The sequence below is a fragment of the Thioalkalivibrio sp. ALE14 genome, assembly GCF_000376845.1.
GTDB lineage: Bacteria > Pseudomonadota > Gammaproteobacteria > Ectothiorhodospirales > Ectothiorhodospiraceae > Thioalkalivibrio.
Genome location: NZ_AQXY01000029.1, coordinates 264,313 through 288,843, shown reverse-complemented (window position 1 = coordinate 288,843; position 24,531 = coordinate 264,313). Strand labels below are relative to the sequence as shown.

General features: G+C 65.0%; 24 protein-coding genes and 2 tRNA genes. 25 read left to right on the top strand and 1 reads right to left on the bottom strand.

Annotation, left to right across the window (positions count from 1 at the left end; all coding sequences use genetic code 11):
* Positions 1 to 17: 17 nt before the first annotated feature.
* Entirely contained in the window at positions 18 to 317 is a 300-nt protein-coding gene (gene yhbY, locus F572_RS0110830) for a ribosome assembly RNA-binding protein YhbY (RefSeq protein ID WP_017941360.1), read from the bottom strand.
* A gap of 67 nt (positions 318 to 384) precedes the next feature.
* Between yhbY and rlmE the strand changes: the two genes are divergently transcribed.
* The 25 genes from rlmE to nusA all read left to right on the top strand — a co-directional run bounded on the left by rlmE (position 385) and on the right by nusA (position 24,515).
* Complete coding sequence (gene rlmE, locus F572_RS0110825; protein WP_017941359.1) at positions 385 to 1,011, top strand: 23S rRNA (uridine(2552)-2'-O)-methyltransferase RlmE; 627 nt, start codon at positions 385 to 387, stop codon at positions 1,009 to 1,011.
* Positions 1,012 to 1,053: 42 nt separating this feature from the next.
* Complete coding sequence (gene ftsH, locus F572_RS0110820) at positions 1,054 to 3,027, top strand: ATP-dependent zinc metalloprotease FtsH (RefSeq protein ID WP_017941358.1); 1,974 nt, start codon at positions 1,054 to 1,056, stop codon at positions 3,025 to 3,027.
* Positions 3,028 to 3,198: 171 nt separating this feature from the next.
* Positions 3,199 to 4,008: a dihydropteroate synthase gene (gene folP / locus F572_RS0110815; RefSeq protein WP_231291100.1), complete on the top strand. Its 810-nt coding sequence runs from the start codon at positions 3,199 to 3,201 to the stop codon at positions 4,006 to 4,008.
* Positions 4,008 to 5,348, top strand: coding sequence for a phosphoglucosamine mutase (glmM, locus tag F572_RS0110810; RefSeq protein ID WP_017941356.1), 1,341 nt, complete (start codon positions 4,008 to 4,010; stop codon positions 5,346 to 5,348). Before folP ends, glmM begins: the two co-directional genes overlap by 1 nt.
* Before the next feature lie 180 nt (positions 5,349 to 5,528).
* Complete coding sequence (gene tpiA, locus F572_RS0110805; protein ID WP_017941355.1) at positions 5,529 to 6,296, top strand: triose-phosphate isomerase; 768 nt, start codon at positions 5,529 to 5,531, stop codon at positions 6,294 to 6,296.
* The gene (secG, locus tag F572_RS0110800) at positions 6,293 to 6,673 is read left to right on the top strand and encodes a preprotein translocase subunit SecG (protein WP_017941354.1); all 381 of its coding nucleotides are present in this window, start codon (positions 6,293 to 6,295) and stop codon (positions 6,671 to 6,673) included. The genes tpiA and secG overlap by 4 nt, the downstream gene beginning before the upstream one ends.
* A gap of 22 nt (positions 6,674 to 6,695) precedes the next feature.
* A tRNA-Leu gene (locus F572_RS0110795) sits at positions 6,696 to 6,780 on the top strand.
* A gap of 264 nt (positions 6,781 to 7,044) precedes the next feature.
* Positions 7,045 to 7,401 (top strand): NADH-quinone oxidoreductase subunit A, encoded by a 357-nt coding sequence (locus tag F572_RS0110790; RefSeq protein WP_017941353.1) that lies wholly within the window; start codon positions 7,045 to 7,047, stop codon positions 7,399 to 7,401.
* Positions 7,392 to 7,868: an NADH-quinone oxidoreductase subunit B family protein gene (locus F572_RS0110785; RefSeq protein ID WP_017941352.1), complete on the top strand. Its 477-nt coding sequence runs from the start codon at positions 7,392 to 7,394 to the stop codon at positions 7,866 to 7,868. The genes F572_RS0110790 and F572_RS0110785 overlap by 10 nt, the downstream gene beginning before the upstream one ends.
* Before the next feature lie 17 nt (positions 7,869 to 7,885).
* Positions 7,886 to 8,605 (top strand): NADH-quinone oxidoreductase subunit C, encoded by a 720-nt coding sequence (locus tag F572_RS0110780; protein WP_017941351.1) that lies wholly within the window; start codon positions 7,886 to 7,888, stop codon positions 8,603 to 8,605.
* Positions 8,598 to 9,851 (top strand): NADH-quinone oxidoreductase subunit D, encoded by a 1,254-nt coding sequence (locus tag F572_RS0110775; RefSeq protein WP_017941350.1) that lies wholly within the window; start codon positions 8,598 to 8,600, stop codon positions 9,849 to 9,851. Before F572_RS0110780 ends, F572_RS0110775 begins: the two co-directional genes overlap by 8 nt.
* Positions 9,851 to 10,381, top strand: a complete 531-nt coding sequence (gene nuoE, locus F572_RS0110770) for an NAD(P)H-dependent oxidoreductase subunit E (protein WP_017941349.1) — start codon at positions 9,851 to 9,853, stop codon at positions 10,379 to 10,381. The genes F572_RS0110775 and nuoE overlap by 1 nt, the downstream gene beginning before the upstream one ends.
* A 1-nt stretch (position 10,382) precedes the next feature.
* Positions 10,383 to 11,663, top strand: a complete 1,281-nt coding sequence (gene nuoF, locus F572_RS0110765; RefSeq protein ID WP_017941348.1) for an NADH-quinone oxidoreductase subunit NuoF — start codon at positions 10,383 to 10,385, stop codon at positions 11,661 to 11,663.
* A 33-nt stretch (positions 11,664 to 11,696) separates the two neighbouring features.
* The gene (gene nuoG, locus F572_RS0110760; RefSeq protein ID WP_017941347.1) at positions 11,697 to 14,096 is read left to right on the top strand and encodes an NADH-quinone oxidoreductase subunit NuoG; all 2,400 of its coding nucleotides are present in this window, start codon (positions 11,697 to 11,699) and stop codon (positions 14,094 to 14,096) included.
* 12 nt (positions 14,097 to 14,108) lie between these two features.
* Entirely contained in the window at positions 14,109 to 15,173 is a 1,065-nt protein-coding gene (gene nuoH / locus F572_RS0110755) for an NADH-quinone oxidoreductase subunit NuoH (RefSeq protein WP_017941346.1), read from the top strand.
* 10 nt (positions 15,174 to 15,183) lie between these two features.
* Positions 15,184 to 15,672, top strand: a complete 489-nt coding sequence (nuoI, locus tag F572_RS0110750; RefSeq protein WP_017941345.1) for an NADH-quinone oxidoreductase subunit NuoI — start codon at positions 15,184 to 15,186, stop codon at positions 15,670 to 15,672.
* A 15-nt stretch (positions 15,673 to 15,687) separates the two neighbouring features.
* A complete protein-coding gene (locus tag F572_RS0110745; protein ID WP_017941344.1) occupies positions 15,688 to 16,344 on the top strand; it encodes an NADH-quinone oxidoreductase subunit J in 657 nt (218 codons plus the stop codon).
* A 99-nt stretch (positions 16,345 to 16,443) separates the two neighbouring features.
* Complete coding sequence (gene nuoK / locus F572_RS0110740; RefSeq protein ID WP_017941343.1) at positions 16,444 to 16,749, top strand: NADH-quinone oxidoreductase subunit NuoK; 306 nt, start codon at positions 16,444 to 16,446, stop codon at positions 16,747 to 16,749.
* A 6-nt stretch (positions 16,750 to 16,755) separates the two neighbouring features.
* A complete protein-coding gene (gene nuoL, locus F572_RS0110735) occupies positions 16,756 to 18,759 on the top strand; it encodes an NADH-quinone oxidoreductase subunit L (RefSeq protein ID WP_017941342.1) in 2,004 nt (667 codons plus the stop codon).
* Between the two features lie 52 nt (positions 18,760 to 18,811).
* Positions 18,812 to 20,326, top strand: a complete 1,515-nt coding sequence (locus tag F572_RS0110730) for an NADH-quinone oxidoreductase subunit M (RefSeq protein WP_017941341.1) — start codon at positions 18,812 to 18,814, stop codon at positions 20,324 to 20,326.
* A 13-nt stretch (positions 20,327 to 20,339) separates the two neighbouring features.
* Positions 20,340 to 21,788 (top strand): NADH-quinone oxidoreductase subunit NuoN, encoded by a 1,449-nt coding sequence (gene nuoN, locus F572_RS0110725; RefSeq protein WP_017941340.1) that lies wholly within the window; start codon positions 20,340 to 20,342, stop codon positions 21,786 to 21,788.
* Positions 21,789 to 21,791: 3 nt separating this feature from the next.
* Positions 21,792 to 22,136, top strand: a complete 345-nt coding sequence (locus tag F572_RS0110720) for a DUF2818 family protein (RefSeq protein WP_017941339.1) — start codon at positions 21,792 to 21,794, stop codon at positions 22,134 to 22,136.
* Between the two features lie 60 nt (positions 22,137 to 22,196).
* A tRNA-Met gene (locus tag F572_RS0110715) sits at positions 22,197 to 22,273 on the top strand.
* 214 nt (positions 22,274 to 22,487) lie between these two features.
* Positions 22,488 to 22,943, top strand: coding sequence for a ribosome maturation factor RimP (gene rimP, locus F572_RS0110710; RefSeq protein ID WP_026142951.1), 456 nt, complete (start codon positions 22,488 to 22,490; stop codon positions 22,941 to 22,943).
* Between the two features lie 75 nt (positions 22,944 to 23,018).
* Positions 23,019 to 24,515, top strand: coding sequence for a transcription termination factor NusA (gene nusA / locus F572_RS0110705; protein ID WP_017941337.1), 1,497 nt, complete (start codon positions 23,019 to 23,021; stop codon positions 24,513 to 24,515).
* The last annotated feature ends 16 nt before the right edge of the window (positions 24,516 to 24,531 follow it).

The window sequence follows — 24,531 nt, the reverse complement described above, 5'->3', positions numbered from 1 at the left end:
GCAGCCGGACCCGTCTGTCAGGCCGGGTCCAGGGCCACCTTCGGGTCGTCCGGGTTGCGGCGGAACAGGGTGGCGACATAGCCAATGCGCTGCACCCGCTCGGCGCCGGTGCGTTCGCAGAGTTCTTCCACGGCCCCGTTGCGGGCCTCGCGGTCGCCGATGTTCACCTTGATCTTGACCAGTTCGTGGTGGGTCAGCGCCTGCTCCAGTTCCGCCAGCACCGCGTCGGTGAGCCCGTTGCGACCGATGGTCACGATGGGCTTGCGCGGATGGGCGAGGCTGCGCAGATGGCGGCGTTGCGCGTCGGTCAGATTCACGGGAGGCCGTTTTCGGTGTTGAAACGACAAAATTGTAGCACGCCGCACGCTGGCGCAAGGATCGGGTATGCCCAAGCGTAGCCGCTCCAGCCAGCGCTGGCTGAAGGAGCATTTCGACGACCCTTACGTGCAGCGGGCCCAGCAGGAGGGCTACCGCGGGCGTGCGGTCTACAAGCTCCAGGAGATCGACGAGCGTGACCGGCTGCTGAAGCCCGGGATGCGCGTCGTGGACCTGGGCGCGGCCCCCGGTGGCTGGAGCCAGTACGCCGCGCAGAAGATCGGTCGCAAGGGTGTGCTGGTGGCGACGGACATTCTCCCGATGGATCCGATCCCCGGTGCCGAGATCGTGATGGGTGATTTTCGCGAGGATGCGGTGCTGCAGGAGATCCTGGCGAAGCTGGGCGACGAGCCGGCCGACCTTGTGCTTTCCGATATGGCCCCCAACCTTACAGGTACGGATGCCGTGGATCAGCCGCGTTCGATCCATCTTTGTGAACTGGCGCTGGACCTGGCGACCCAGATTCTGAACCCGCGGGGGGCGTTTCTGGTCAAGCTGTTTCAGGGTGAAGGATCCGATGCATATCTGGCCGAGGTTCGCCGGCGCTTCGGATCGGTCAAGGTGCGCAAGCCGAAAGCGTCGCGCCCTCGATCACGTGAAGTGTATGTATTGGCGCGCGAGCCCAGGGATGTGTAAAGCTCCCTGTCATTGACGATTGATGTTTTTCGAGGTGTCGTTTTGAACGGTCTGGCCAAGAACCTGATCATCTGGGCGGTGATTGCCGTCGTCCTGATGTCTGTCTTCAACAACTTCGGCCCGCAGCAGCAGACGCAGGATGTGCGGAGTATTACCTACTCCGAGTTCATCCGCGATGTGCAGGGTGGTCGCGTGGACAACGTGACCATCGAGGGCGAGAAGATCAAGGGCACCACGATCGAGGGCCAGCAGTTCACGACGGTGAACCCCAATGACCCCGGCTTGATCGGCGACCTGCTGCAGAACAACGTGGAGGTCAATGCCCACGAGGAGGCCGAGCGTTCCCTGCTGATGAGCATCCTGATCAGCTGGTTCCCGATCCTGCTGCTGATCGCCGTGTGGATTTACTTTATGCGCCAGATGCAGGGCGGCGGTGCCGGTGGCAAGGGCGCGATGTCCTTCGGCAAGTCCAAGGCCAAGCTGATGTCCGAGGACCAGGTCAAGGTCGGCTTTGGCGACGTGGCGGGCTGCGACGAGGCGAAGGAGGAGGTGACCGAGCTGGTCGATTTCCTGCGCGATCCGTCCAAGTTCCAGAAGCTGGGCGGCCAGATCCCGCGTGGCGTGCTGATGGTCGGTTCGCCGGGTACCGGGAAGACGCTGCTGGCCAAGGCCATCGCCGGCGAGGCCAAGGTGCCGTTCTTCAGCATTTCCGGCTCCGACTTCGTCGAGATGTTTGTCGGCGTGGGCGCCTCGCGCGTGCGCGACATGTTCTCCGAGGCCAAGAAACACGCGCCCTGCATTATTTTCATCGACGAAATCGATGCGGTGGGTCGTCAGCGTGGTGCCGGCATGGGTGGCGGTCACGACGAGCGCGAGCAGACCCTGAACCAGCTGCTGGTCGAGATGGACGGCTTCGAGGGCACCGAAGGAGTCATCGTGATCGCGGCGACTAACCGCCCGGACGTGCTGGATCCGGCCCTGCTGCGGCCGGGCCGCTTCGACCGTCAGGTAGTGGTGCCGCCGCCGGATGTGCGCGGTCGCGAGCAGATCCTCAAGGTCCACATGAAGAAGACCCCGATTGCCGAGGATGTCCGGCCGGACCTGATCGCGCGCGGTACGCCGGGCTTCTCCGGCGCGGACCTCGCGAATCTGGTGAACGAGGCCGCGCTTTTCGCGGCACGCGCCAACAAGCGCCTGGTGGATATGTCCGACTTCGAGCGCGCCAAGGACAAGATCATGATGGGCGCCGAGCGCAAGTCCATGGTGATGTCCGAGGACGAAAAGAAGCTGACGGCCTACCACGAGGCCGGGCACGCGATCGTCGGCCTGACGGTGCCGGAGCACGACCCGGTGTACAAGGTCAGCATCATCCCGCGTGGCCGTGCCCTGGGTGTCACCATGTTCCTGCCCGAGGAAGACCGCTACAGCCATTCCAAGACTCGCTTGCAGAGCCAGTTGGCGAGCCTGTTCGGCGGACGCCTGGCGGAGGAGATCATCTTCGGCGACGAGAAGGTGACCACCGGGGCCTCGAACGATATCGAGCGCGCCACGCAGATCGCCCGCAACATGGTGACCAAGTGGGGGCTCTCGGAAAAACTGGGGCCGCTGGATTATGGCGAGGAAGAGGGTCAGCCCTTCCTCGGTGGTCAGATGGGCAAGTCCAAGCCGATGTCCGATGACACCGCGCGCCAGATCGACGCCGAGGTGCGCCAGATCATCGATACCAACTACCAGCATGCGAAGCAGATCCTGGTGGACAACGTCGACAAGCTGCACGCGATGGCTGGGGCGTTGATGAAGTACGAAACCATCGACGACAAGCAGATCGAGGACATCATGGCCGGGCGGGAACCCCGCGAGCCGGCTGACTGGGACAGTGGCGGCGGCTCCGGTGGCTCGGCGCAGGCCGGTGACGAGTCCGGCGCTGCGGATGCCGAGGAAGGCTCCGGCGATGGTTCCGATGGTCGTGACGACGACAACAAGGGCGTCGTAGGCGGCCCCGCACCGCAGTCCTGACGGGCGCGTCCCCGCTCGTGACCGGGTTCGTTCCCGGTCGCTTTATCCGGCCGCCAGGCCCTTTGTCTGGCGGCCTTTTTCGTTGGACTCTCCGGGAGAGTGACCGTGGCGATCGATCAAGCCGTTCTGCAATGCGGTGAGCGCACCCTGGATCTGGGGCGGGCGCGCATCATGGGGATTCTGAACGTGACCCCCGACTCCTTTTCCGACGGTGGCCAGAACGCCCGGATCGACGAGGCTCTGGCGCGTGCCCGGGCCATGGTCGTGGAGGGGGCGGACATCCTCGACATCGGCGGGGAATCCACGCGCCCCGGCGCGGAGCCGGTGCCGCTGGCGGAGGAGCGGCGTCGCGTACTGCCGGTGATCGAGGCCCTGCATGCGGAGCTCGATGTGCCACTTTCGGTGGATACGATGAAACCGGCGCTGATGCGCGAGGCGGTCGCGGCCGGCGCCGGGCTGCTGAACGACGTCAACGGCTTTCGCGCCGAGGGGGCGCTGGAGACAGCGGTGGAGGCGGGCCGCGAGCATGGCGTGGCCCTTTGCGTGATGCACATGCAGGGCGAGCCTCAGTCGATGCAGCGGTCTCCGCATTACGGCGACGTCGTGGCCGAGGTCGGTGCCTTTCTCGAACAGAGAGTCGCCGATCTCCAGGCCGCCGGTGTTCCGCGCAGGCAGATCCTGCTGGACCCGGGATTCGGCTTCGGCAAGACACTGGAGCACAATGTTGCGCTTTTCCGCGGGCTGCCGCGCCTGGCCTCCGGGGGGCTTCCGTTGCTGGTCGGGGTCTCGCGCAAGTCGATGATTGGCCAGTTGCTGGGGGCCCGTCCGGTCGCGGAGCGGGATCCGGGCAGCGCGGTCGCCGCGATGCTGGCGGCACAGGCCGGGGCGCGTGTCCTGCGTGTGCACAACGTCTCGGCGACCCGCGACGCCCTGGCGCTATACTCCGAATTGCACGACGGGCAGGACAATCGAGGGAACTGATGGGCAAGTATTTCGGGACCGACGGGATTCGCGGGCGCACCGGCGAGTGGCCGATGACGCCAGAGTTTGCACTGCGGCTGGGCTATGCCGTGGGCGAGGTGCTGGGCGAGAACGGGCAGCGCCAGGGCCCGGTGCTGGTGGGCAAGGACACGCGCGTCTCCGGCTACATGTTCGAGTCGGCGCTGGAGGCCGGGCTGTCTGCCGCCGGGCTGGACGTCGCGCTGCTGGGGCCGATGCCGACGCCGGCCATTGCGTACCTCACCCATACCTTCCGCGCCACGGCGGGCATCGTGATCAGTGCCTCGCACAACCCGTTCCATGACAATGGCTTCAAGTTCTTTACGCCCGAGGGCGACAAGCTGCCGGACGCGACCGAGGCGGCCATCGAGGCGCGGCTGGACCAGCCGGCACAGCCGATCGACGGCGCGCGCCTGGGCAAGGCCGTGCGCATTGCCGATGCGGCGGGCCGTTACGTGGAGTTCTGCAAGAGCGCGATCCCGGCGCGCTCCGAACTGCGCGGCATGAAAATCGTGATCGACTGCGCCCACGGGGCGACCTACAACGTCTCGCCGCACGTGTTCGAGGAGCTGGGCGCCCGAGTCGAGATTCTCGGGGCCAGCCCGGACGGCTACAACATCAACGAGGGCGTGGGCGCCCTGTACCCGGAAAAGGTGGCGGAACAGGTCCGGGCGAGCGGGGCTGATCTGGGGATCGCGCTGGACGGCGACGGCGACCGGGTGATCCTGGCCGATGCCGAGGGCACGGTAGTCGACGGCGACCAGATCCTGGGCATCCTGGCGCTGGCCCGGCAGCAGGCGGGTGGCTTCGACGGCGGCGTGGTCGGGACCCTGATGACCAACCTCGGTCTGGAACAGACCCTGAATGCCGCGGGCATCCCGTTCGTGCGCGCCAAGGTCGGGGACCGCTATGTGCTCGAAGAGCTCCGTCGCCGGGACTGGACCCTGGGCGGCGAGGGGTCGGGGCACATCGTCTGCCTCGAGCACACCACGACGGGGGACGGCACCGTCGCCGCCTTGCAGGTCGCGCATCTGATGCATCGCACCGGCCAGCCGCTTTCGGCCCTGGCTGCCGCCATTCCCCGGCTCCCGCAATGCCTGATCAACGTGCCGGTCAGCGGCGCCGCATCGGGCTGCCTGGAGGCCGATCCGGTACGCGCGGAGGTCGCCGCAGTCGAGGGGCAGCTGGGCGCGCGCGGCCGTGTGCTGCTGCGCCCTTCGGGCACCGAGCCCCTGGTCCGGGTCATGGTCGAGGGCCAGGACGCCGACGAGACCCGCTCGGCGGCCGAACGCATCGCCGACTGCATCCGGGCCGCGATCTGACCTTCGCGCTCGGCGCGGGGATGCGTCCCGGCGCCGCGCCCCCTGTTGGTCCCGCCCGCCTGCCGCGCGCCGGCTTGGTTGATTTGCTCCCGGTGCGCCGGTAACATCCCGCCGCTCTAACCATCATGATCGGACCCCGTGTATCCGCGGAGTCCGAACGACCGCAGGAGGAAGATCCGCATGCGCACGCCGCTGGTCGCCGGAAACTGGAAGATGAACGGTTCGCGGGATGCGAATCGCGCGCTCCTGTCCGCCCTGAAGGGCAGCCTGGGCGGCATCCAGAGTGTGGACGTGGCAGTGTGCCCGCCCGCGGTCTACCTTGCCGAGATCGCCGGTGAGCTCTCCGACAGCCCCATCGCGGTGGGTGCCCAGGATTGCTCGGACCAGGAAAAGGGTGCCTACACCGGTGAGCTTGCGGGCTCCATGCTGGCCGAGGCCGGTTGCCGCTACGTGATTGTCGGGCATTCCGAGCGCCGCGAGCGCCAGAACGAGTCCAGTGAGTGGGTGGCCGCCAAGTTCGTCGCGGCCCAGGCGGCGGGGCTCGTCCCGATCCTTTGCGTCGGCGAGCAGAAGGCGGATCGTGAAGGCGGGCGTACCGAGAGTGTCGTGTCCGAGCAGCTGGACGCGGTGCTGGACGCCGCCGGGGTCGAGGCCTTCGATCGCGCGGTCATCGCCTACGAGCCCGTGTGGGCTATCGGCACCGGCCTGACCGCCACGCCGGAGCAGGCCCAGGAAGTGCATGCCTTCATCCGTAACCGGGTCGCGGGTCGCGATCCGCGCGTCGCGGCGGACCTGCGGATCCTCTACGGCGGCAGTATGAAGGCCGACAACGCGGCTGGCCTGCTCGCGCTGGAGGACATCGATGGAGGGCTGATCGGTGGCGCCTCGCTGGATGCCGATGGCTTTGTCGCGATCGTCCGCGCCGCTGGCGAGCGAGTCGCAGCATGATTTACGGCCTGCTCCTGGTCGTCCAGGTCGCGGTCTCGATCGGCCTGATCGCGCTGATCCTGATGCAGCATGGCAAGGGGGCCGATGCCGGTGCTGCCTTTGGCAGCGGTGCCTCGGCAACCGTGTTCGGGGCGGCCGGGTCGGCCAACTTCCTGAGCCGCTCGACGGCCGTTCTGGCCGTGGTGTTCTTTCTGAACAGCCTGACGCTGGCCTTTCTGGCCGCGTCCAGCCCCGAGGCCGAGAGCCTGCTGGACCAGATGGAGGCCATGGAAGAGGAAGGCGACGGCCCGCCGGATCTTCCGCGCGAGGTCATTCCCGGCCAGGATCCCGCGGGCGACACCCCGCAGTCCGGTCGGCCGGCCGACGTACCCGACTGATCCCGGGTCTCTGTAGCAATCGGCAGATGTGGTGGAATTGGTAGACACGCTATCTTGAGGGGGTAGTGGCGCAAGCCGTGTGGGTTCGAGTCCCACCATCTGCACCAAAATTTGGTTGATCCGGGACGCTGGCATTCATGAGCGCCCGGATTAAATAACAATAAAATCAGCGTCTTATAAAATTACGAATACTTGACACCGTTTTTGGGCATCACCTAGACTCCGTGCCCGGTGTGCGGCCCTGTCTCGCCTTTGCGGGACCGGCACGTACCCGCGCTTTCAACCAGCAACGCTGAACGGCTCGCCGGCGCGCCCGATCCACGCGACGCCTCGCGAACCTGCCCGCCAGAGGCGGCGTACGGGAGAGAGAAATGCTGGAAGGTTATCTACCCATCCTGCTGTTCATCGCAGTAGGCATCGTGATCGGGATCGTGCCGCTGATCGTAGGTATGGCCGTGGGTCCGCGCAAACCGGACGCGGCGAAGAATTCGCCCTACGAGTGCGGCTTCGAGGCGTTCGAGGATTCCCGGCTCAAGTTCGACGTCCGCTTCTACCTGGTTGCGATCCTGTTCATCATCTTTGATCTCGAGATCGCGTTTCTCTTCCCGTGGGCCGTGTCGCTAGACACCATTGGCCTGTTCGGGCTTCTTGCGATGGCCCTGTTTCTTGTCATTCTGGTCGTCGGATTCATTTACGAGTGGAAGAAGGGGGCGCTGGAATGGGAATAGAAGGCGTTCTTGAGAAGGGCTTCGTCACCACCTCGGCCGACAAGCTCATCAACTGGGCCCGCACCGGCTCCCTGTGGCCGATGACCTTTGGTCTGGCCTGCTGTGCCGTCGAGATGATGCATGCCGGTGCGGCGCGCTACGACCTCGACCGCTTCGGGATTGTCTTCCGCCCGAGTCCCCGCCAGTCGGACGTGATGATCGTGGCGGGCACCCTGGTCAACAAGATGGCCCCGGCCCTGCGCAAGGTCTACGACCAGATGCCCGAGCCGCGCTGGGTCATCTCTATGGGCTCCTGCGCCAACGGGGGCGGCTACTACCACTACTCCTACGCCGTCGTGCGCGGCTGCGACCGCATCGTGCCGGTGGATGTCTACGTGCCGGGCTGTCCGCCAACGGCGGAGGCCCTGCTCTACGGCATTATCCAGCTGCAGAACAAGATCCGGCGCACGAACACCATCGCGCGCTGACGCACCCGGGGTTTCCGATGGCTGAACAAGACAACTGGATCGACGCCCTGCGGGCCGAACTGGGCGACGCCCTGGAGAGCCTGCATGAGGCGAACGACGAGATCACCGTCGACATCGTGCCCGGGTCCTGGCGCGCGGCGGGCGAGACGCTTCGCGATGCCCTGGGCTTCGAGATCCTGATCGACCTGTGCGGGGTGGACTACCTCGAATACGGGCAGGACGAATGGGGCACGGACTCCGCCACCAACACCGGTTTTTCCCGTGGTGTCGAGGCCGCGACCTCGGGGCGTTTTACCTTTGACGACGCCCCGGAAGATTCCAACTGGGACGGGCCACGCTTCACCGTGGTGGCCCACCTTCTGTCGGTGGCGCACAACCGCCGCGTCCGCATGCGGGCCTGGCTGGACGATGAGGAATTTCCCGAGATCGAGTCGCTGGTGGAGGTCTGGGCTTCGGCCAACTGGTTCGAGCGCGAGGCCTTCGATCTGTTCGGCATCCTGTTCTCCGGGCACCCGGACCTGCGCCGCATCCTCACTGACTACGGGTTTGTCGGCCACCCGTTCCGCAAGGACTTCCCGCTGATCGGCCACGTCGAGATGCGTTACGACGCCGAACAGGCGCGCGTGGTGTACCAGCCGGTGACGATCGAGCCGCGCGTGCTGGTGCCCAAGGTGATCCGCGACGACCATCGCTACAGCGAGGGCGAGAAGCCGGGCGAAGGAGCCGAGAATGCCTGAGATTCGCAACTTCACCCTGAACTTCGGGCCGCAGCATCCGTCCGCCCACGGCGTGCTGCGTCTGGTGCTGGAGATGGACGGCGAGGTCGTGCAGCGCGCCGACCCGCATATCGGCCTGCTGCACCGCGGCACCGAGAAGCTCGCCGAGAGCAAGCCCTACAACCAGTCCATCGGCTACATGGACCGTCTGGACTACGTGTCGATGATGGCCAACGAGCACGGCTACGTGCTGGCGATGGAAAAGCTGCTGGGCATCGAGGCCCCGCTGCGGGCGCAGTACATCCGGGTGATGTTCGACGAGATCACCCGCATCCTGAACCACCTGATGTGGCTGGGCGCGCACGCGCTGGACATCGGCGCGATGGCGGTCTTCCTGTATGCGTTCCGCGAGCGCGAGGACCTGATGGACTGCTACGAGGCGGTCTCGGGGGCGCGTATGCACGCGACCTACTACCGTCCGGGCGGCGTCGCCCGTGACCTGCCCGGCACGATGCCGAAGTACCAGCCGTCCTCCTGGAAGTCGCAGGAGGTCGTGGACGACCTCAACAAGATCCGCCAGGGTTCGCTGCTGGACTTCATCGAGGCCTTCACCGAGCGCTTCCCGGGCTGCGTCGACGAATACGAGACGCTGCTGACCGACAACCGGATCTGGAAGCAACGCACGGTCGGGATCGGTGTGGTCGACCCGGATCGCGCGAAGCAGCTGGGCTTTACCGGTCCGATGCTGCGCGGCTCCGGCATCGAGTGGGACCTGCGCAAGAAGCAGCCCTACGAGGTCTATGACCGACTGGACTTCGATATCCCGGTGGGCGTGAACGGCGACTGCTACGACCGCTATCTGGTGCGCATCGAGGAGATGCGCCAGTCCAACCGCATCATTCGTCAGTGCGTGGACTGGTTGCGCCAGAACCCGGGTCCGGTGCTGCTGGAGGATCACAAGATCACCCCGCCGAAGCGCGAGGAGATGAAGGCCGACATGGAGGCCCTGATCCACCACTTCAAGCTGTTCACCGAGGGCATGTGCCTGCCGGAAGGCGAGGCCTATGCCGCGGTGGAGCATCCCAAGGGCGAGTTCGGGGTCTATCTGGTCTCCGACGGCTCCAACAAGCCCTATCGTCTCAAGGTCCGTCCGCCGGGTTTCGTGCACCTGTCCGCGCTGGACGAGATGGCGCGCGGCCACATGCTGGCCGACGTGGTCGCCATCATCGGGACCCAGGACATCGTATTCGGGGAGATCGACCGCTGATGGCTGCCGAACAGAAAACCGTCGCCTTCCACAAGCCGGCCGGCAAGAATGTCGAGCTGAGTGATCACGAGCGCGAAGAGATCGACGCCTGGCTGGCGCGCTACCCGGAGGACCAGAAGCGCTCCGCGGTGCTGGGTGCCCTGCGGGCGGTGCAGCACGAGGATGGCTACCTCTCTACCGCCAAGATGGATGCGGTGGCCGACTACCTCGACCTGCCGGCGATCGCGGTCTACGAGGTCGGCTCGTTCTACTCGATGTACGCGCTGGAGCCGGTGGGCAAGCACACCATCATGGTGTGCAACAACATCTCCTGCATGCTGCGTGGCTCCGAGACGATCATCGAACACCTGGAAAACCGCCTGGGGGTCAAGCTGGGCGAGAGCACGCCCGACGGCAAGTTCTACCTGAAGAAGGAAGAAGAATGCCTGGCGGCCTGCTGCGGCGCGCCGATGATGCAGGTGGACCACGTCTACTACGAGAATCTCACGCCCGAGAAGGTGGACGAGATTCTCGACGGTCTGGAGAAGTAGCATGGCCAACCAGATCTGCTTTGCCACGCGTTACCTGGATGACCCCGCATCGCTCGAGACCTACAAGAGCGTGGGCGGCTACCAGGCGCTGGAAAAGGTCTACAAGGGCAAGATGGCCCCCGAGGACGTGATCGAGGAGGTCAAGACCTCCAACCTGCGCGGCCGCGGCGGTGCCGGGTTCCCGACCGGGCTCAAGTGGTCGTTCATGCCGCGCAATACCCCCGGGCAGAAGTACATCGTGTGCAACTCGGACGAATCCGAGCCGGGCACCTGCAAGGATCGCGAGATCCTGATGTACAACCCGCATGCCCTGATCGAGGGGATGGCCATCGCGGGCTACGCGATCGGCGCGACCGTGGGCTACAACTACATGCGCGGCGAGTTCATGGACGAGGTGAATACCCGCTTCACCGTTGCCCTGAAAGAGGCCTACGACGCCGGCTACCTGGGCAAGGATATCTTCGGCTCCGGGGTGGATTTCGATCTGCACCCGTCGCTGGGCGCGGGCGCCTACATCTGTGGCGAGGAGACCGCGCTGCTGGAGTCGCTGGAGGGCAAGAAGGGCCAGCCGCGCTTCAAGCCGCCGTTCCCCGCCAACTACGGCCTGTACGGCAAGCCGACCACCATCAACAACACCGAGTCGCTGGCCTCGATCCCGTCCATCATCCGCAATGGTGGCCAGTGGTTCGCGGACCTGGGCGTACCGAAGTCGGGTGGCGAAAAGCTGTTTTCCGTGTCCGGCCACGTCAACAAGCCGGGCAACTTCGAGATCCCGCTGGGCACACCGTTCAAGGATCTGCTGGAGATGGCCGGTGGCGTGCTGAATGGCCGCAAGCTGAAGGCGGTCATCCCGGGCGGATCGTCGGTGCCGGTGGTGCCGGGCGACGTCATGCTGCAGGCCAACATGGACTTTGACTCGATTGCCCACGCCGGGTCCATGCTGGGCTCCGGGGCGGTGATCGTGATGGACGAGACCGCCGACATGGTCAAGGCCCTGCAGCGGATCTCCCGTTTCTACTTCTCCGAGTCCTGCGGCCAGTGCACGCCCTGCCGCGAGGGGACCGGCTGGCTCTACCGCATGCTGACCCGCATCGTCGAGGGGCAGGGGCGTCCCGAGGATCTGGAACGCCTGGACGACGTGGCCAGCAAGATCGAGGGGCACACCATCTGCGCTCTGGGCGACGCCGCCGCCATGCCGGTGCGCAGCTTCGTCAAGCACTTCCGCCACGAATTCGAATATTACATCCAGCACGGCCGGAGCCCGGTGGCAGACGCCGCCTGACGCTCTACCGCGCCATCGCATCAGGAATCGAGCATGAGTCAGGATCAGAAACAGGATCTGGTCAGCATCGAGATTGACGGCCGTACGGTGGAGGCGCCCAAGGGCGCCATGCTCATCGACGTCGCCGATGATGCCGATATCCGCATCCCGCGCTTCTGCTATCACAAGAAGCTGTCGGTGGCGGCCAACTGCCGCATGTGCCTGGTGGAGGTGGAGAAGGCGCCGAAGCCGCTGCCGGCCTGTGCGACGCCCGTGATGGACGGGATGAAGGTGTACACCCAGTCCCCGCTGGCGCTGCGCGCGCAGAAGGGGACCATGGAGTTCCTGCTGATCAACCACCCGCTGGACTGCCCGATCTGCGACCAGGGGGGCGAGTGCGAGCTGCAGGACGTCGCCATGGGCTATGGCGAGAGTGTCTCCACCTACACCGAAGCCAAGCGCGTGGTGAAGGACAAGGACATCGGTCCGCTGATCGAGACCGAGATGACCCGCTGCATCCACTGCACCCGTTGTGTGCGCTTCGGCGAGGAAATCGCTGGGGTGCGCGAGCTGGGGGCGACCGGGCGCGGCGAGCACATGCGCATCGGCACCTATGTCGAGAAGACCGTCGCCCACGAGCTGTCGGGCAACGTGATCGACCTCTGCCCGGTGGGCGCGCTGACCGCCAAGCCGTCGCGCTATGGCGCGCGTGCCTGGGAATATGCCCAGGCCGCCACCATTGCCCCGCACGATGCCGTGGGCTCCAACCTGTTTTTGCATACCGATGACGGCCGCGCGATGCGCGTGGTCCCGCGCGAGAACGAGGCCGTCAACGAGACCTGGATCTCGGACCGCGACCGCTTCAGCTACACCGGGCTGTACGCCGAGGATCGGCTGACTCGCCCCCGTATCAAGGTCGACGGGCAGTGGCAGGAGGTCTCCTGGGAGACCGCACTGAGCTACGCCGTCGAGGGCCTGAAGGAAGTGGCCCCGGAACGCATTGGTGGGCTGCTGTCGCCCTCGCTTTCGCTGGAAGAGCACTACCTCGCGCAAAAGGTGCTGCGTGGCATGGGCGTGACCGACATCGACCACCGCGTGAACCAGCGCGATTTCCGCGACGAGGCCGCGGCGCCGTTGTTCCCCTACCTCGGGTCCGCGATCGCCGATCTGGAAAACGCCGATGCCGTCCTGCTGGTCGGCAGCAACCCGCGCCGCGAGCAGCCACTGATCGCCCACCGCCTGCGCAAGGCCGCCTCGCGCGGCGCTCAGGTCAGTCTGATCAACGACATGCTGCTGGACCTGACCTACCCGGTGCAGGCCCAGCTGGTCGGTGACGCGCACGACCAGGTCCTGGCGCTGGCGGGGATTGCCGGCCAGATCGCCGCGGCCGGCAAGGCACTGCCGAAGAAACTGGAGAAGGCGGTCAAGGCCGCCGAGACCGATGACGCCGCCACCCGCGAGGCATTCGAGCGCGCCGCGCGTGCACTGCTGGACGGGAAGCAGGGCCACGTGCTCCTGGGTGCCGCCGCCGTGAATGGCCCGGCCTTCGCGACCCTGCGTGCCCTGGCCGGCTGGATTGCCAAGCACACCGGCGCGAGCCTGGGCTATCTCCCGCAGGGTTCGAATACCGCTGGCGCCTGGCTGGCCGGCGTCGTGCCGCATCGGGGTGTGGCCGGCGCCGAGCTGGAGAAGGCCGGCGCGAATGCCGCCGAGATGATCGAGCAGGGCCGCGACGCCTTCGTGATCGCCGGGCTTGAACCGGGCCGCGACGGCGCCGACCCGGTCGCCTTCCGCGCGGCCCTGGAGCGGGCTGGCCTGGTCGTGGCGCTGACCAGTTTCGCGAACGACGACCTCGAGGCGGTGGCCGATGTACTGCTGCCGATCACCACGAGCTTCGAACACTCCGGGACCTTCGTGAATGCCGAAGGTCGCTGGCAGAGTTTCCGCGCCGCCTCGCGTGCGCCCGAGGATGCGCGGCCGGGTTGGAAGGTCTGGCGGGTGCTCGGCAACCTGCTCGAGCAGCGTGGCATTGACTACCTGGATTCGCCCGCGGTGCGGGACGAGCTGAAGGGACAGCTGGCGGACGCCAGCTTCGACACCGCCGTGAACCTGAACAAGGTGCATGTGGAACTGCCCGAGGCCGGCGCGCTGGACGGCCTGCAGCGTGTGCAGGCGGCTGCACTCTACAGTGGCGATCCGCTGGTACGCCGGGCCGAGCCGCTGCAGACCAGCCCCGAGGGCCTGCTGGCCGAGAGCGTGCTGGTGCATCCCGATTCGGCCGGCGGGCATGACCACGGCAGTCGCGTACGGCTGCGCCAGGGCAAGGCCGAGACCGAGCTGACCCTGCTGCTGGACGATTCGGTGCCGCCGGGCCTGGCCGTGACCTTCGCGGGTTCCGCGGCCATGGGGGCCCTCGGGCTGCCGAACACGACGGTCGCGCTGGCGCGGGCCTGAGGGACTTAAGACATGTTCGACTGGATGATGAACCTCTTCTACAGCCTGCCGACGGTCATGCAGATCCTGATCGGCATTCAGCTGATCGTGATCCCGCTGATGCTGGCCGTGGCCTACACGACCTTCGCGGAACGCAAGGTAATCGGCTACGCGCATGTGCGCGTGGGGCCGAACCGGGTCGGTCCGCGCGGCTGGCTGCAGCCGATCGCGGATGCTGTGAAGTTGCTGACCAAGGAGGTCATCCTTCCGACCAATGCCAACCGCTTCCTGTTTCTCAGCGCTCCGGTGCTGACCATTGCCCCGGCGCTGGCCGCCTGGGCGGTGATCCCGTTCTTCGACGGCGGGGCTCTGGCCAACGTGAATGCGGGGCTGCTGTATCTCTTCGCGATGACCTCGCTGGCCGTCTACGGGATCATCATCGCGGGCTGGGCGTCGAATTCGAAGTATGCCCTGCTGGGCTCACTGCGCTCCGCGGCGCAGTTGGTGTCCTACGAGATCGCGCTTGGCTTTGCCCTGGTGGGTGTATTGATGGCCGCCGGCACCCTGAATGTGGGCGGGATCATCGAGGCGCAGTCGGGGAGTATCTACCATTGGTTCGCGTTGCCGCTATTGCCGCTGTTCGCCGTGTTCTTTATTGCCGGAATCGCCGAGACCAACCGCGCGCCGTTCGACGTGGCCGAGGGCGAGTCGGAGATCGTGGCCGGCTTCCACGTCGAGTACTCGGGAATGGCTTTCGCCGTGTTCTTCCTGGCCGAGTACGCCAACATGATCCTGGTGTCGGCGCTGACCGCGATCCTGTTTCTCGGCGGCTGGCTGTCGCCGTTCCAGGGCATCCTGCCGGCCGGTGCCTTCGAGTTGCCGGTGATCGGCGCGCTGCTGGATCACGGGATTCACTGGTTCCTGTTCAAGACGGCCATCTTCCTGTTCGCCTTCCTGTGGTTCCGCGCCACCTTCCCGCGTTATCGCTACGACCAGATCATGCGTCTGGGCTGGAAGGTGCTGATCCCGGTGACCATCGTCTGGCTGTTCGTCGAGGGCATTCTGGTCGCCTTCAACGTCGGCCCGTGGTTCGCATGAGGAGTTCGTGATGAAAGCGATGCGCCGTTTCTTCAAGAGTTTCCTGTTCTATGAGCTGCTGCTGGGGCTGCGCCTGACCGGGCGCTACCTGCTGAGCCGCAAGTTCACCGTGCAGTATCCGGACGAGAAGACCCCGATGTCGCCGCGTTTCCGGGGCCTGCACGCCCTGCGTCGTTACCCCAACGGCGAGGAGCGGTGCATTGCCTGCAAGCTGTGCGAGGCGGTCTGCCCGGCGCTGGCGATCACCATCGATACCGAGGAGCGCGATGACGGTACGCGCCGGACCACGCGCTACGACATCGACCTGTTCAAGTGCATCTTCTGCGGTTTCTGCGAGGAGGCCTGTCCGGTGGATTCCATCGTCGAGACGCACATCTTCGAGTATCACTTCGAGAACCGGGGCGAGCAGATCATGACCAAGGACAAGCTCCTGGCCATTGGTGACCGCTTCGAAAAAGAGATCGCGCAGGCACGTGCGGTCGATGCCCCCTACCGGTAACGCAGGGAACGCCTCATGACCTTCGAGCTTCTCCTTTTCTACCTGTTCAGCGCGATCCTGCTGGGAGGCGCGCTGGCCATGATCAGCGTCCGCAATCCGGTCCATGCCGCCTTGTTCCTGGTGCTGTGCTTCATCGCCGCCGCGGCGCTGTGGATTCTGGCCGAGGCGGAGTTCCTTGGACTGTTGCTGGTAGTGGTTTACGTGGGGGCGGTGATGGTGCTGTTCCTGTTCGTGGTGATGATGCTGGACATCAACCTTGCCAAGCTGCGCGAAGGGTTCACCGAGTATCTGCCGGTGGGCATCGTCGTTGCACTGGCGATGGCGACGGTCCTGGTGCTGGTGATTACCCGCTACATCACCATGGAGGCGCCCGAGCGCGCCGGACCCGAGTACTCGAACACCGAGGCGCTGGGCGCGATCCTCTACACCGAGTACGTCTATCCGTTCGAGATCGCCGCGGTGATCTTGCTGGTCGCGATCATCGCCGCGATCTCGCTGACCATGCGCAAGCGGCCGGACAACAAGTCGATCGACCCGGGCAAGCAGATGGCGGTCTCGCGCGAGGGCCGGGTGCGCATGGTGCCGATGGCCTCCGAGAAGAAGAAGGCCCCGCGCCGCGGTGGGCAGGGGCCCGCGAGCACAACCGACGGCAACGACGATTCCAACAAGTAGGCGAACCGAGTGCAATCCCAATAATTGGGGCCCCCGGCCGCGCGCCGGGACCCGGACACCGGGGCGGTTACCGTCCCCGAAAGAACTCAGGGCTAGAACATGATTACGCTAGAGCACTACCTGGTGCTGGCCGCGCTTTTGTTTTCCATCAGCGTGGCCGGGATCTTCCTGAATCGGAAAAACGTGATCGTGCTGTTGATGTGCATCGAGCTGATGATGCTCTCGGTGAACATCAACTTCATTGCCTTCTCGTTCTTCCTGCAGGACCTTGCAGGCCAGGTATTCGTGTTCTTCATTCTGACCGTCGCCGCGGCAGAGGCGGCCATCGGCCTCGCCATCCTGGTGTTGCTGTTCCGTAATCGCGGAACCATCAACGTTCAGGACATGGACGCAATGAAGGGATAACGGGCCATGGATACGATTTATCTACTCATTGTTCTGGCGCCGCTGTTCGGCGCGATCGCCGCCGGCCTGTTCGGCCGCCAGATCGGCCGCACCGGGGCACATACGGTCACCATCCTCGGGGTGACGGTGTCCTTCATCCTGTCCGTGGTGGTGTTCTGGGCCCACGTGTTCGGCGATGCCGGGGTCTACAACGAGACCGTCTACACCTGGCTGGTGTCGGACGGCATCCAGTTCGAGGTCGGGTTCCTGGTCGATAACCTGACCGCGATGATGATGCTCGTGGTCACCTTCGTCTCGCTGATGGTGCATATCTACACCATCGGCTACATGCAGGACGATCCCGGCTACCAGCGCTTCTTCGCGTACATCTCGCTGTTCACCTTCTCCATGCTGATGCTGGTGATGGCGAACAACTTCATGCAGCTGTTCTTCGGCTGGGAGGCCGTGGGCCTGGTCTCGTACTTGCTGATCGGCTTCTGGTACAAGCGCCCGACTGCGACCTACGCCAACATGAAGGCGTTCATCGTGAACCGCGTCGGTGATTTCGGCTTCCTGATCGGGATCGCGGCGCTGGTGTTCTACACCGGCAGCCTGAACTACACCGAGGTGTTCGCGGAAGGTCAGGCGATGAGCGAGGCGACCATCACCATCTGGCCGGGCTGGACCTTCGGCCTGCTGGATCTGGCACTGATCTTCCTGTTCATCGGTGCGATGGGGAAATCCGCCCAGGTGCCGCTGCACGTCTGGCTGCCGGATTCCATGGAAGGCCCGACGCCGATCTCCGCGCTGATCCATGCGGCGACCATGGTCACCGCGGGGATCTTCATGGTGGCGCGCATGTCGCCGCTGTACGAGTTCTCGGTCGCGGCGCTGTCGTTCATCCTGATCATCGGCGCGATCACGGCCTTCTTCATGGGCCTGATCGGGCTGGTGCAGAACGACATCAAACGCGTGGTCGCGTACTCCACGCTCTCGCAGCTGGGTTACATGACGGTGGCCCTGGGCGCCTCGGCGTACGCTGCCGGCCTGTTCCACCTGATGACCCACGCCTTCTTCAAGGCGCTGCTGTTCCTGGCCGCGGGCTCGGTAATCATCGCGATGCACCACCTGCAGGACATGCGTGCGATGGGCGGTCTGCGTCGGCACATGCCGATTACCTACGTGACGGCACTGATCGGTTCGCTGGCACTGATCGGGTTCCCGTTCTTCTCCGGGTTCTTCTCCAAGGACGCGATCATCGAGGCGGTGGGCTACTCCCAGACCCCGGGCGCGACGTTTGCCTACTGGCTGGTGCTGGCCGGCGTGTTCGTGACCGCGCTGTATACCTTCCGCATGTTCTTCATGGTGTTCCATGGCGAGGAGCGCTACGACCAGGCGCACAAATACATGCCGGATCATGGCGATGACCACGATGACGATCATCACGACGATCACGGCCCGCTGCAGCCGAAGGAATCGCCCTGGGTGGTGACTGTCCCGCTGATCCTGCTGGCGATCCCGTCGGTGGTGGCCGGCTACTTCATCGGGCCGATGTTGTTCGGTGACTTCTTCGCCAACAGCCTGTTCGTGCTGCCGGAGCAGGACGTGCTGGCGACCAAGGGCGAGACCTACACCGGGGTGTTCGGATTCGTGCTGCACGGCCTGATGCTGCCGGCGTTCTGGCTGGCGATGGCGGGGCTTGCGACCGCCTGGTACCTGTACATGAAGCGGCCGGAACTGCCCGCGGTGATCGCCGAGCGCCTGAAGCTGGGCGTGCGCATCCTCGAGGACAAGTACGGCTTCGACCGCTTCAATGACTGGTTCTTCGCCGGCGGCACCGTCCGCCTGGGCCGGGCGCTGTGGCGCTATGGCGATGCGCTGATCATCGACGGGTTGCTGGTCAATGGCACCGCGCGCTCGATCGGCTGGATCTCGTCCCGCGTGCGCCACATGCAGTCCGGCTTCCTCTACCACTACGCGTTCGTGATGATCATCGGCCTGCTGGTCCTGATGTTCGCCTTCGTGATCTGAGCGGCTTCGACACCCATGCGCTCGAAGCCCATCGCTGTTTCAAGGAACGACCATGTTTGCTGACTGGCCTATCTTGAGTCTGTTGATCTGGCTGCCGATTCTCGGCGGCTTCCTGGTGCTCGCCGCCGGGCGCGATGCGCCCCACGTGGCGCGGCGCCTCGGGCTCGCGGTGGCCGTGGCGACCTTCGTGGCCAGTCTCCCGCTGTGGTTTGCCTTCGAGCGCGGCACCGCGGATATGCAGTTCCAGGAGCTGGCCTCGTGGATCCCGGCGTTCAACGTGAACTACCACCTGGGCGTGGATGGCATCTCCATGCCGCTGATCCTGCTGACCACGCTGATCACCGTGGTCGTGGTGATCGCCGCCTGGGAGTCGGTGAAGGACCGCATCGCCTACTACATGGCGGCGATGCTGGTGATGGAAGGCCTGATGATCGGCATGTTCGCTGCGATGGACGCGGTGCTGTTCTACGTGTTCTTCGAGGCGATGCTGATCCCGATGTTCCTGGTGATCGGGATCTGGGGCGGGCCGCGGCGCGTCTACGCGACGATCAAGTTTTTCCTCTACACCTTCCTTGGCTCGGTGTTCATGCTGGTCGCGCTGATCTGGATGTATATCCAGTCCGGCAGCTTCCTGATCCAGGACTTCCATGCCTTGCAGATCGGCCTGACCGCGCAGATCCTGATCTTCCTCGCGTTCTTCATGGCGTTCGCGGTGAAGATCCCGATGTTCCCGGTCCACACCTGGCTGCCGGACGCGCACGTGGAGGCGCCCACCGGTGGCTCGGTGATCCTGGCCGCGATCATGCTGAAGATCGGGGGCTACGGCTTCCTTCGCTTCTCGCTGCCGATCACCCCGGATGCCAGCGCGGTGCTGGATACCCTGATGATCGTGCTGTCGCTGATCGCGATCGTCTACATCGGGGTTGTGGCGCTGATCCAGAGCGACATGAAGAAGCTGATTGCCTACTCGTCGATCGCGCACATGGGCTTCGTGACCCTCGGCTTCTTCCTCGCGTTCTACATCTACTCGAACACCGGGGACTGGGAAGGCGCCTCGCTGGGTATCGCCGGCGGCATGGTGCAGATGATCTCGCACGGCTTTATCTCGGCGGCCATGTTCCTCGCGGTGGGCGTGCTCTATGACCGCCTGCACAGTCGCCAGATCGCCGACTACGGCGGTGTGGTGAACACCATGCCGTGGTTCGCTGCGTTCTTCGTGCTGTTCGCGATGGCCAACACCGGGCTGCCGGGCACCTCCGGGTTCGTCGGCGAGTTCATGGTCATCCTGGCGGCGTTCAAGGCGGATTTCTGGATCGCGTTCCTGGCCGCGACCACCCTGATCCTGGCGGCCGGCTACACCCTGTGGCTGGTCAAGCGCGTGATCTTCGGCGCGGTGGCCAACGACAACGTGGCCGGTCTCTCCGACATGAACCGCCGCGAGTTCTTCCTGATGGGCGTGCTGGCCTTCTTCACGCTGCTGCTGGGCGTGTGGCCGGCCCCGCTGCTGGATGTGATGAACGCGACCATCGACCACCTCGTGGCGCATATCGCGCAGTCGAAGCTCTGAAGGGACGCCTGACATGAATTTCGAGATCCCCAATTTCCTCCCCGCCGTGCCCGAGATGTTCGTGCTCGGGATGGCGTGCCTGATCCTGGTGATCGACGCGTTCCTGCCGGATTCGCGGCGCGATGTCACCTACGGCCTGGTGCAGGCGACGCTGGTGGCGGCGGCCGGCCTGACGCTGTGGCTGATGGGTCCGGAGACGGTCCTGACCTTCTCGGATACCTTCGTCAAGGACCCGATGGCGGACATCCTGAAGGTCGCGGTGTACGTGACCAGTTTCCTGGTATTCCTGTATTCCCGCCCGTACCTGATGGAACGCGGCATCCACAAGGGCGAGTTCTACGTGCTGGGCCTGTTTGCCGTGCTCGGCATGATGATTATGATCTCCGGGCACAATCTGCTGACCCTGTACCTGGGCCTGGAACTGCTGTCGCTGGCGTCCTACGCGCTGGTCGCCTTCTGGCGCGACAACTCGCGCGCCACCGAGGCGGCGATGAAGTACTTCGTGCTGGGTGCGCTGGCCTCGGGGCTGCTGCTGTACGGCATGTCCATGATCTACGGCATGACCGGCTCGCTGGATATCGCCGTTATCGCCGCCCAGCTGGTGGCCGCCGACGAGAGCCTGAACATCCCGCTGGTGTTCGGCCTGGTGTTCCTGGTCGTGGCGATCGCCTTCAAGCTGGGGGCGGTGCCGTTCCACATGTGGGTACCGGATGTGTATGACGGCGCACCCACGGCGGTGACGCTGTTTATCGCCACCGCGCCGAAGATCGCGGCGTTCGCCTTCCTGATGCGGCTGCTGGTGGAAGGCATGGGGCCGATGCACGCCGACTGGCAGGGCATGCTGATCATCCTGGCCGTGCTGTCGCTGGCCGTGGGGAACGTGATCGCGATCGCCCAGACCAGCATCAAGCGAATGCTGGCCTATTCGACCATTGCCCATATCGGCTTCCTGTTCATGGGCATCCTGGCGGGTACCGACAGCGGCTACGCCTCGGCGATGTTCTACGTGATCGTCTACGCGATTACCGCGGCCGGCGGCTTCGGGATGATCGTGTTCCTGTCGCGCAAGGGCTATGAGGCCGACCAGATCGACGACTTCAAGGGCTTGGCCAAGCGCAACCCCTGGTTCGCGTTCATCATGCTGCTGCTGCTGTTCTCGATGGCGGGTGTGCCGCCGACGGTCGGGTTCTACGCCAAGCTGGCGGTGATCCAGGCGGCCGTGGGCGCCGAGCTCGTCTGGCTGGCGATCGTTGCGGTGATCTTCTCGATCATTGGTGCCTTCTATTACCTGCGCGTGGTCAAGATGATGTTCTTCGACGACCCGCAGGAGGGGGCCGAGGAACCGGTGCAGCCCTCGGGCGCACTGGCCACCGCGCTCAGCATCAACGGGCTCGCGGTGCTGCTGCTGGGAATTTTCCCGGGGCTGCTGCTGTCTCTCACCCACTACGCAATCATCGGGTAACTTGTGACACAGTGGATTCCGTTTGAAGCGCTGGTCTGGGGGTTTGTGGTCGTCGCGTTCATCAGCGCGAACCTGCCCTGGCTCAGCGAACGCATCGGGTTGATGGTGCTGCCGGCGAGTGGCACCAAGGGCCCGTGGACCCGGATCGGGGAATGGCTGGTGCTGTATTTCCTGGTCGGCGCCATTGGCAAGGGTCTCGAATTCCAGGCGACTGGCGGGATTCATCCACAGGGCTGGGAGTTCTACGTGATCACCCTGTCGCTGTTCGCGATGTTCGCGTTGCCCGGCTATATCTGGCGCTATGACCTGCGCCCGCATCTGCGCGCGGGGCAGCGCCGCACCCGGTAAATAATCGCCGGCAACCCTTGCGGCGCCGGGCGTCGCTTTGGTATAGTTCTGCGTCTCGGATGCGGGGTGGAGCAGTCTGGCAGCTCGTCGGGCTCATAACCCGAAGGTCGCAGGTTCAAATCCTGCCCCCGCTACCAATTTTCAGAGAGGCCCCGTACGGGGCCTTTTTGTTAAGGACCCATGGTCCGGTCGCAACTGCTCGCGGTCGGCCCGCCGTCCTTAAGGCCGCGCTCCCGCGCGCCTCGCAGCGGACGTTTCGCTGCAGTCATCTTGAGAGGTGTACGAGGGGCGTTCGGCGCCCTTTTTTTGTTTCTGGGTCCCGCCCGCGGGACGGAGTCGATCGAGACGCCCTTGTCGCAGAAGGCTGAACAACTGAACACGCTGCTAACCCCGGTGGTCGAGGGGGAAGGCATGGAGCTGTGGGGGCTGGAGTATCACGCCGGCTCCAAACCGCCCGTGGTGCGTATCTTCATCGATGGCGAAAACGGCGTCACGGTGGATGATTGCGCACGTGTCAGTGAGCAGGTCGGTGCGGTGCTGGAAGTCGAACAGGCCCTCAAGGGAAACTACACGCTCGAAGTATCCAGCCCGGGGGTGGAACGCCCCCTTTTTACCCCCGAGCAGTTCCGGCGTTACATCGGCCATCCGGTGAAGGTGCGCCTTGCGTGGCCGGAGCACGACCGTCGCAATTTCCGTGGCGTGTTGCTGTCGGTGGACGAACCCATGATCGAAGTGGAAGTGGACGGCATGGCCTACGAGCTGCCGCTGGCCGCGATCCACAACGCGCGTGTCCTTGAACAGCTGTAGAGACGGCTGGCGTACAGGGCGCTGCTACGCTTTTGTTGAATCGGCAGGCGACTGCCGAGTGCGGAGAGGCAAGACATGAACAAGGAGATCCTGCTGGTCGCCGATGCCGTGGCGAACGAGAAGGGAGTGGAGAAGGACATCATCTTCGACGCCCTGGAATCGGCCCTGGCGATGGCGACCCGCAAGTACCACGGCGGCAAGATGGACGTCCGCGTGAGCATCGACCGCGAGGAAGGCGACTACGAGGCCTTCCGCCGCTGGACCGTGGTGGACGACGAGGACCCGGAGTTCGAATCCCCGGAGTACCAGATCCTGCTGTCCTATGCCCAGCAGAAGAATCCGGACGCCCAGATCGGCGACGTGATCGAGGAGCCGGTCGAGGCCGTGGACTTCGGCCGCATTGCGGCCCAGACCGCGAAGCAGGTGATCGTGCAGAAGGTGCGCGAGGCCGAGCGCGCGAAGGTCGTCGCGGAATATCAGGATCGTGTCGGCACGCTGGTGATGGGGATCGTCAAGCGGACCGACCGCAATGGCACCTATGTGGATCTCGGGAGCAACGCCGAGGCCCTGATCCCGCGTGAACACATGATTCCGCGCGAGACGGTACGCACCAATGACCGCCTGCGCGGGTTCCTGAAGGAGATCCGTCCGGAGGCGCGCGGGCCGCAGCTGATCCTGAGCCGCACCGCGCCGGAGTTCCTGATCGAGCTGTTCAAGCTCGAGGTGCCCGAGGTCGGTCAGAACATCATCGACATCATGGGCGCGGCCCGGGATCCGGGCATGCGCGCGAAGATTGCGGTGCGCTCCAACGACCCGCGGCTGGATCCGGTCGGGGCCTGTGTCGGCATGCGCGGTTCGCGGGTGCAGTCGGTGTCCAACGAGCTGGCCGGCGAGCGCATCGACATCATCGTCTGGGACGAAAACCCGGCGCAGTTCGTGATCAACGCGATGTCGCCGGCCGAGGTTCTTTCGATCGTGGTCGACGAGGACAAGCAGTCGATGGATATCGCGGTCGAGGAAGACAAGCTGTCCCTGGCCATCGGCCGCGGCGGCCAGAATATCCGCCTGGCCTCCCAGCTGACCGGCTGGGAGCTGAACGTGATGACCGAGGAGCAGGCGGCCGAGAAGAGCGAGGCCGAGGCCCAGCAGCTGGTCACGTTCTTCATGGGGGCCCTGGACGTCGACGAGGAAGTGGCCGGCATCCTGGTGCAGGAGGGCTTTACGACCCTGGACGAGGTGGCCTATGTGGATGAAGCCGAGCTGCTGGCGATCGAAGAGTTCGACCAGGACATGGTCGAGGAGCTGCGCAACCGCGCAAGCGATGCGCTTCTGACCAAGGCCATTGCGGCCGAAGACGGTCGCGAGGGCTTCGAGCCCGCCGAGGACCTCCTGAACATGGATGGCATGACCGCGGCACTGGCGAACACGCTGGCGTCACACGGGGTTTGCACCATGGAGGACCTGGCGGAGCAGGCATCCGACGATGTGGTCGAGATGACCGGGCTGGATACGGAGCAGGCGTCGGCGCTGATCATGACGGCGCGCGCCCCGTGGTTCGAGACCGGGGACTGATCCCCGGCCGTTCGAC

Coding starts and splice junctions, on each gene's coding strand:
- rlmE (WP_017941359.1), top strand. CDS start 385: ATGCCCAAGCGTAGCCGCTCCAGCCAGCGCTGGCTGAAGGAGCATTTC.
- folP (WP_231291100.1), top strand. CDS start 3,199: ATGGGGATTCTGAACGTGACCCCCGACTCCTTTTCCGACGGTGGCCAG.
- glmM (WP_017941356.1), top strand. CDS start 4,008: ATGGGCAAGTATTTCGGGACCGACGGGATTCGCGGGCGCACCGGCGAG.
- tpiA (WP_017941355.1), top strand. CDS start 5,529: ATGCGCACGCCGCTGGTCGCCGGAAACTGGAAGATGAACGGTTCGCGG.
- secG (WP_017941354.1), top strand. CDS start 6,293: ATGATTTACGGCCTGCTCCTGGTCGTCCAGGTCGCGGTCTCGATCGGC.
- F572_RS0110790 (WP_017941353.1), top strand. CDS start 7,045: ATGCTGGAAGGTTATCTACCCATCCTGCTGTTCATCGCAGTAGGCATC.
- F572_RS0110785 (WP_017941352.1), top strand. CDS start 7,392: ATGGGAATAGAAGGCGTTCTTGAGAAGGGCTTCGTCACCACCTCGGCC.
- F572_RS0110780 (WP_017941351.1), top strand. CDS start 7,886: ATGGCTGAACAAGACAACTGGATCGACGCCCTGCGGGCCGAACTGGGC.
- F572_RS0110775 (WP_017941350.1), top strand. CDS start 8,598: ATGCCTGAGATTCGCAACTTCACCCTGAACTTCGGGCCGCAGCATCCG.
- nuoE (WP_017941349.1), top strand. CDS start 9,851: ATGGCTGCCGAACAGAAAACCGTCGCCTTCCACAAGCCGGCCGGCAAG.
- nuoF (WP_017941348.1), top strand. CDS start 10,383: ATGGCCAACCAGATCTGCTTTGCCACGCGTTACCTGGATGACCCCGCA.
- nuoG (WP_017941347.1), top strand. CDS start 11,697: ATGAGTCAGGATCAGAAACAGGATCTGGTCAGCATCGAGATTGACGGC.
- nuoH (WP_017941346.1), top strand. CDS start 14,109: ATGTTCGACTGGATGATGAACCTCTTCTACAGCCTGCCGACGGTCATG.
- nuoI (WP_017941345.1), top strand. CDS start 15,184: ATGAAAGCGATGCGCCGTTTCTTCAAGAGTTTCCTGTTCTATGAGCTG.
- F572_RS0110745 (WP_017941344.1), top strand. CDS start 15,688: ATGACCTTCGAGCTTCTCCTTTTCTACCTGTTCAGCGCGATCCTGCTG.
- nuoK (WP_017941343.1), top strand. CDS start 16,444: ATGATTACGCTAGAGCACTACCTGGTGCTGGCCGCGCTTTTGTTTTCC.
- nuoL (WP_017941342.1), top strand. CDS start 16,756: ATGGATACGATTTATCTACTCATTGTTCTGGCGCCGCTGTTCGGCGCG.
- F572_RS0110730 (WP_017941341.1), top strand. CDS start 18,812: ATGTTTGCTGACTGGCCTATCTTGAGTCTGTTGATCTGGCTGCCGATT.
- nuoN (WP_017941340.1), top strand. CDS start 20,340: ATGAATTTCGAGATCCCCAATTTCCTCCCCGCCGTGCCCGAGATGTTC.
- nusA (WP_017941337.1), top strand. CDS start 23,019: ATGAACAAGGAGATCCTGCTGGTCGCCGATGCCGTGGCGAACGAGAAG.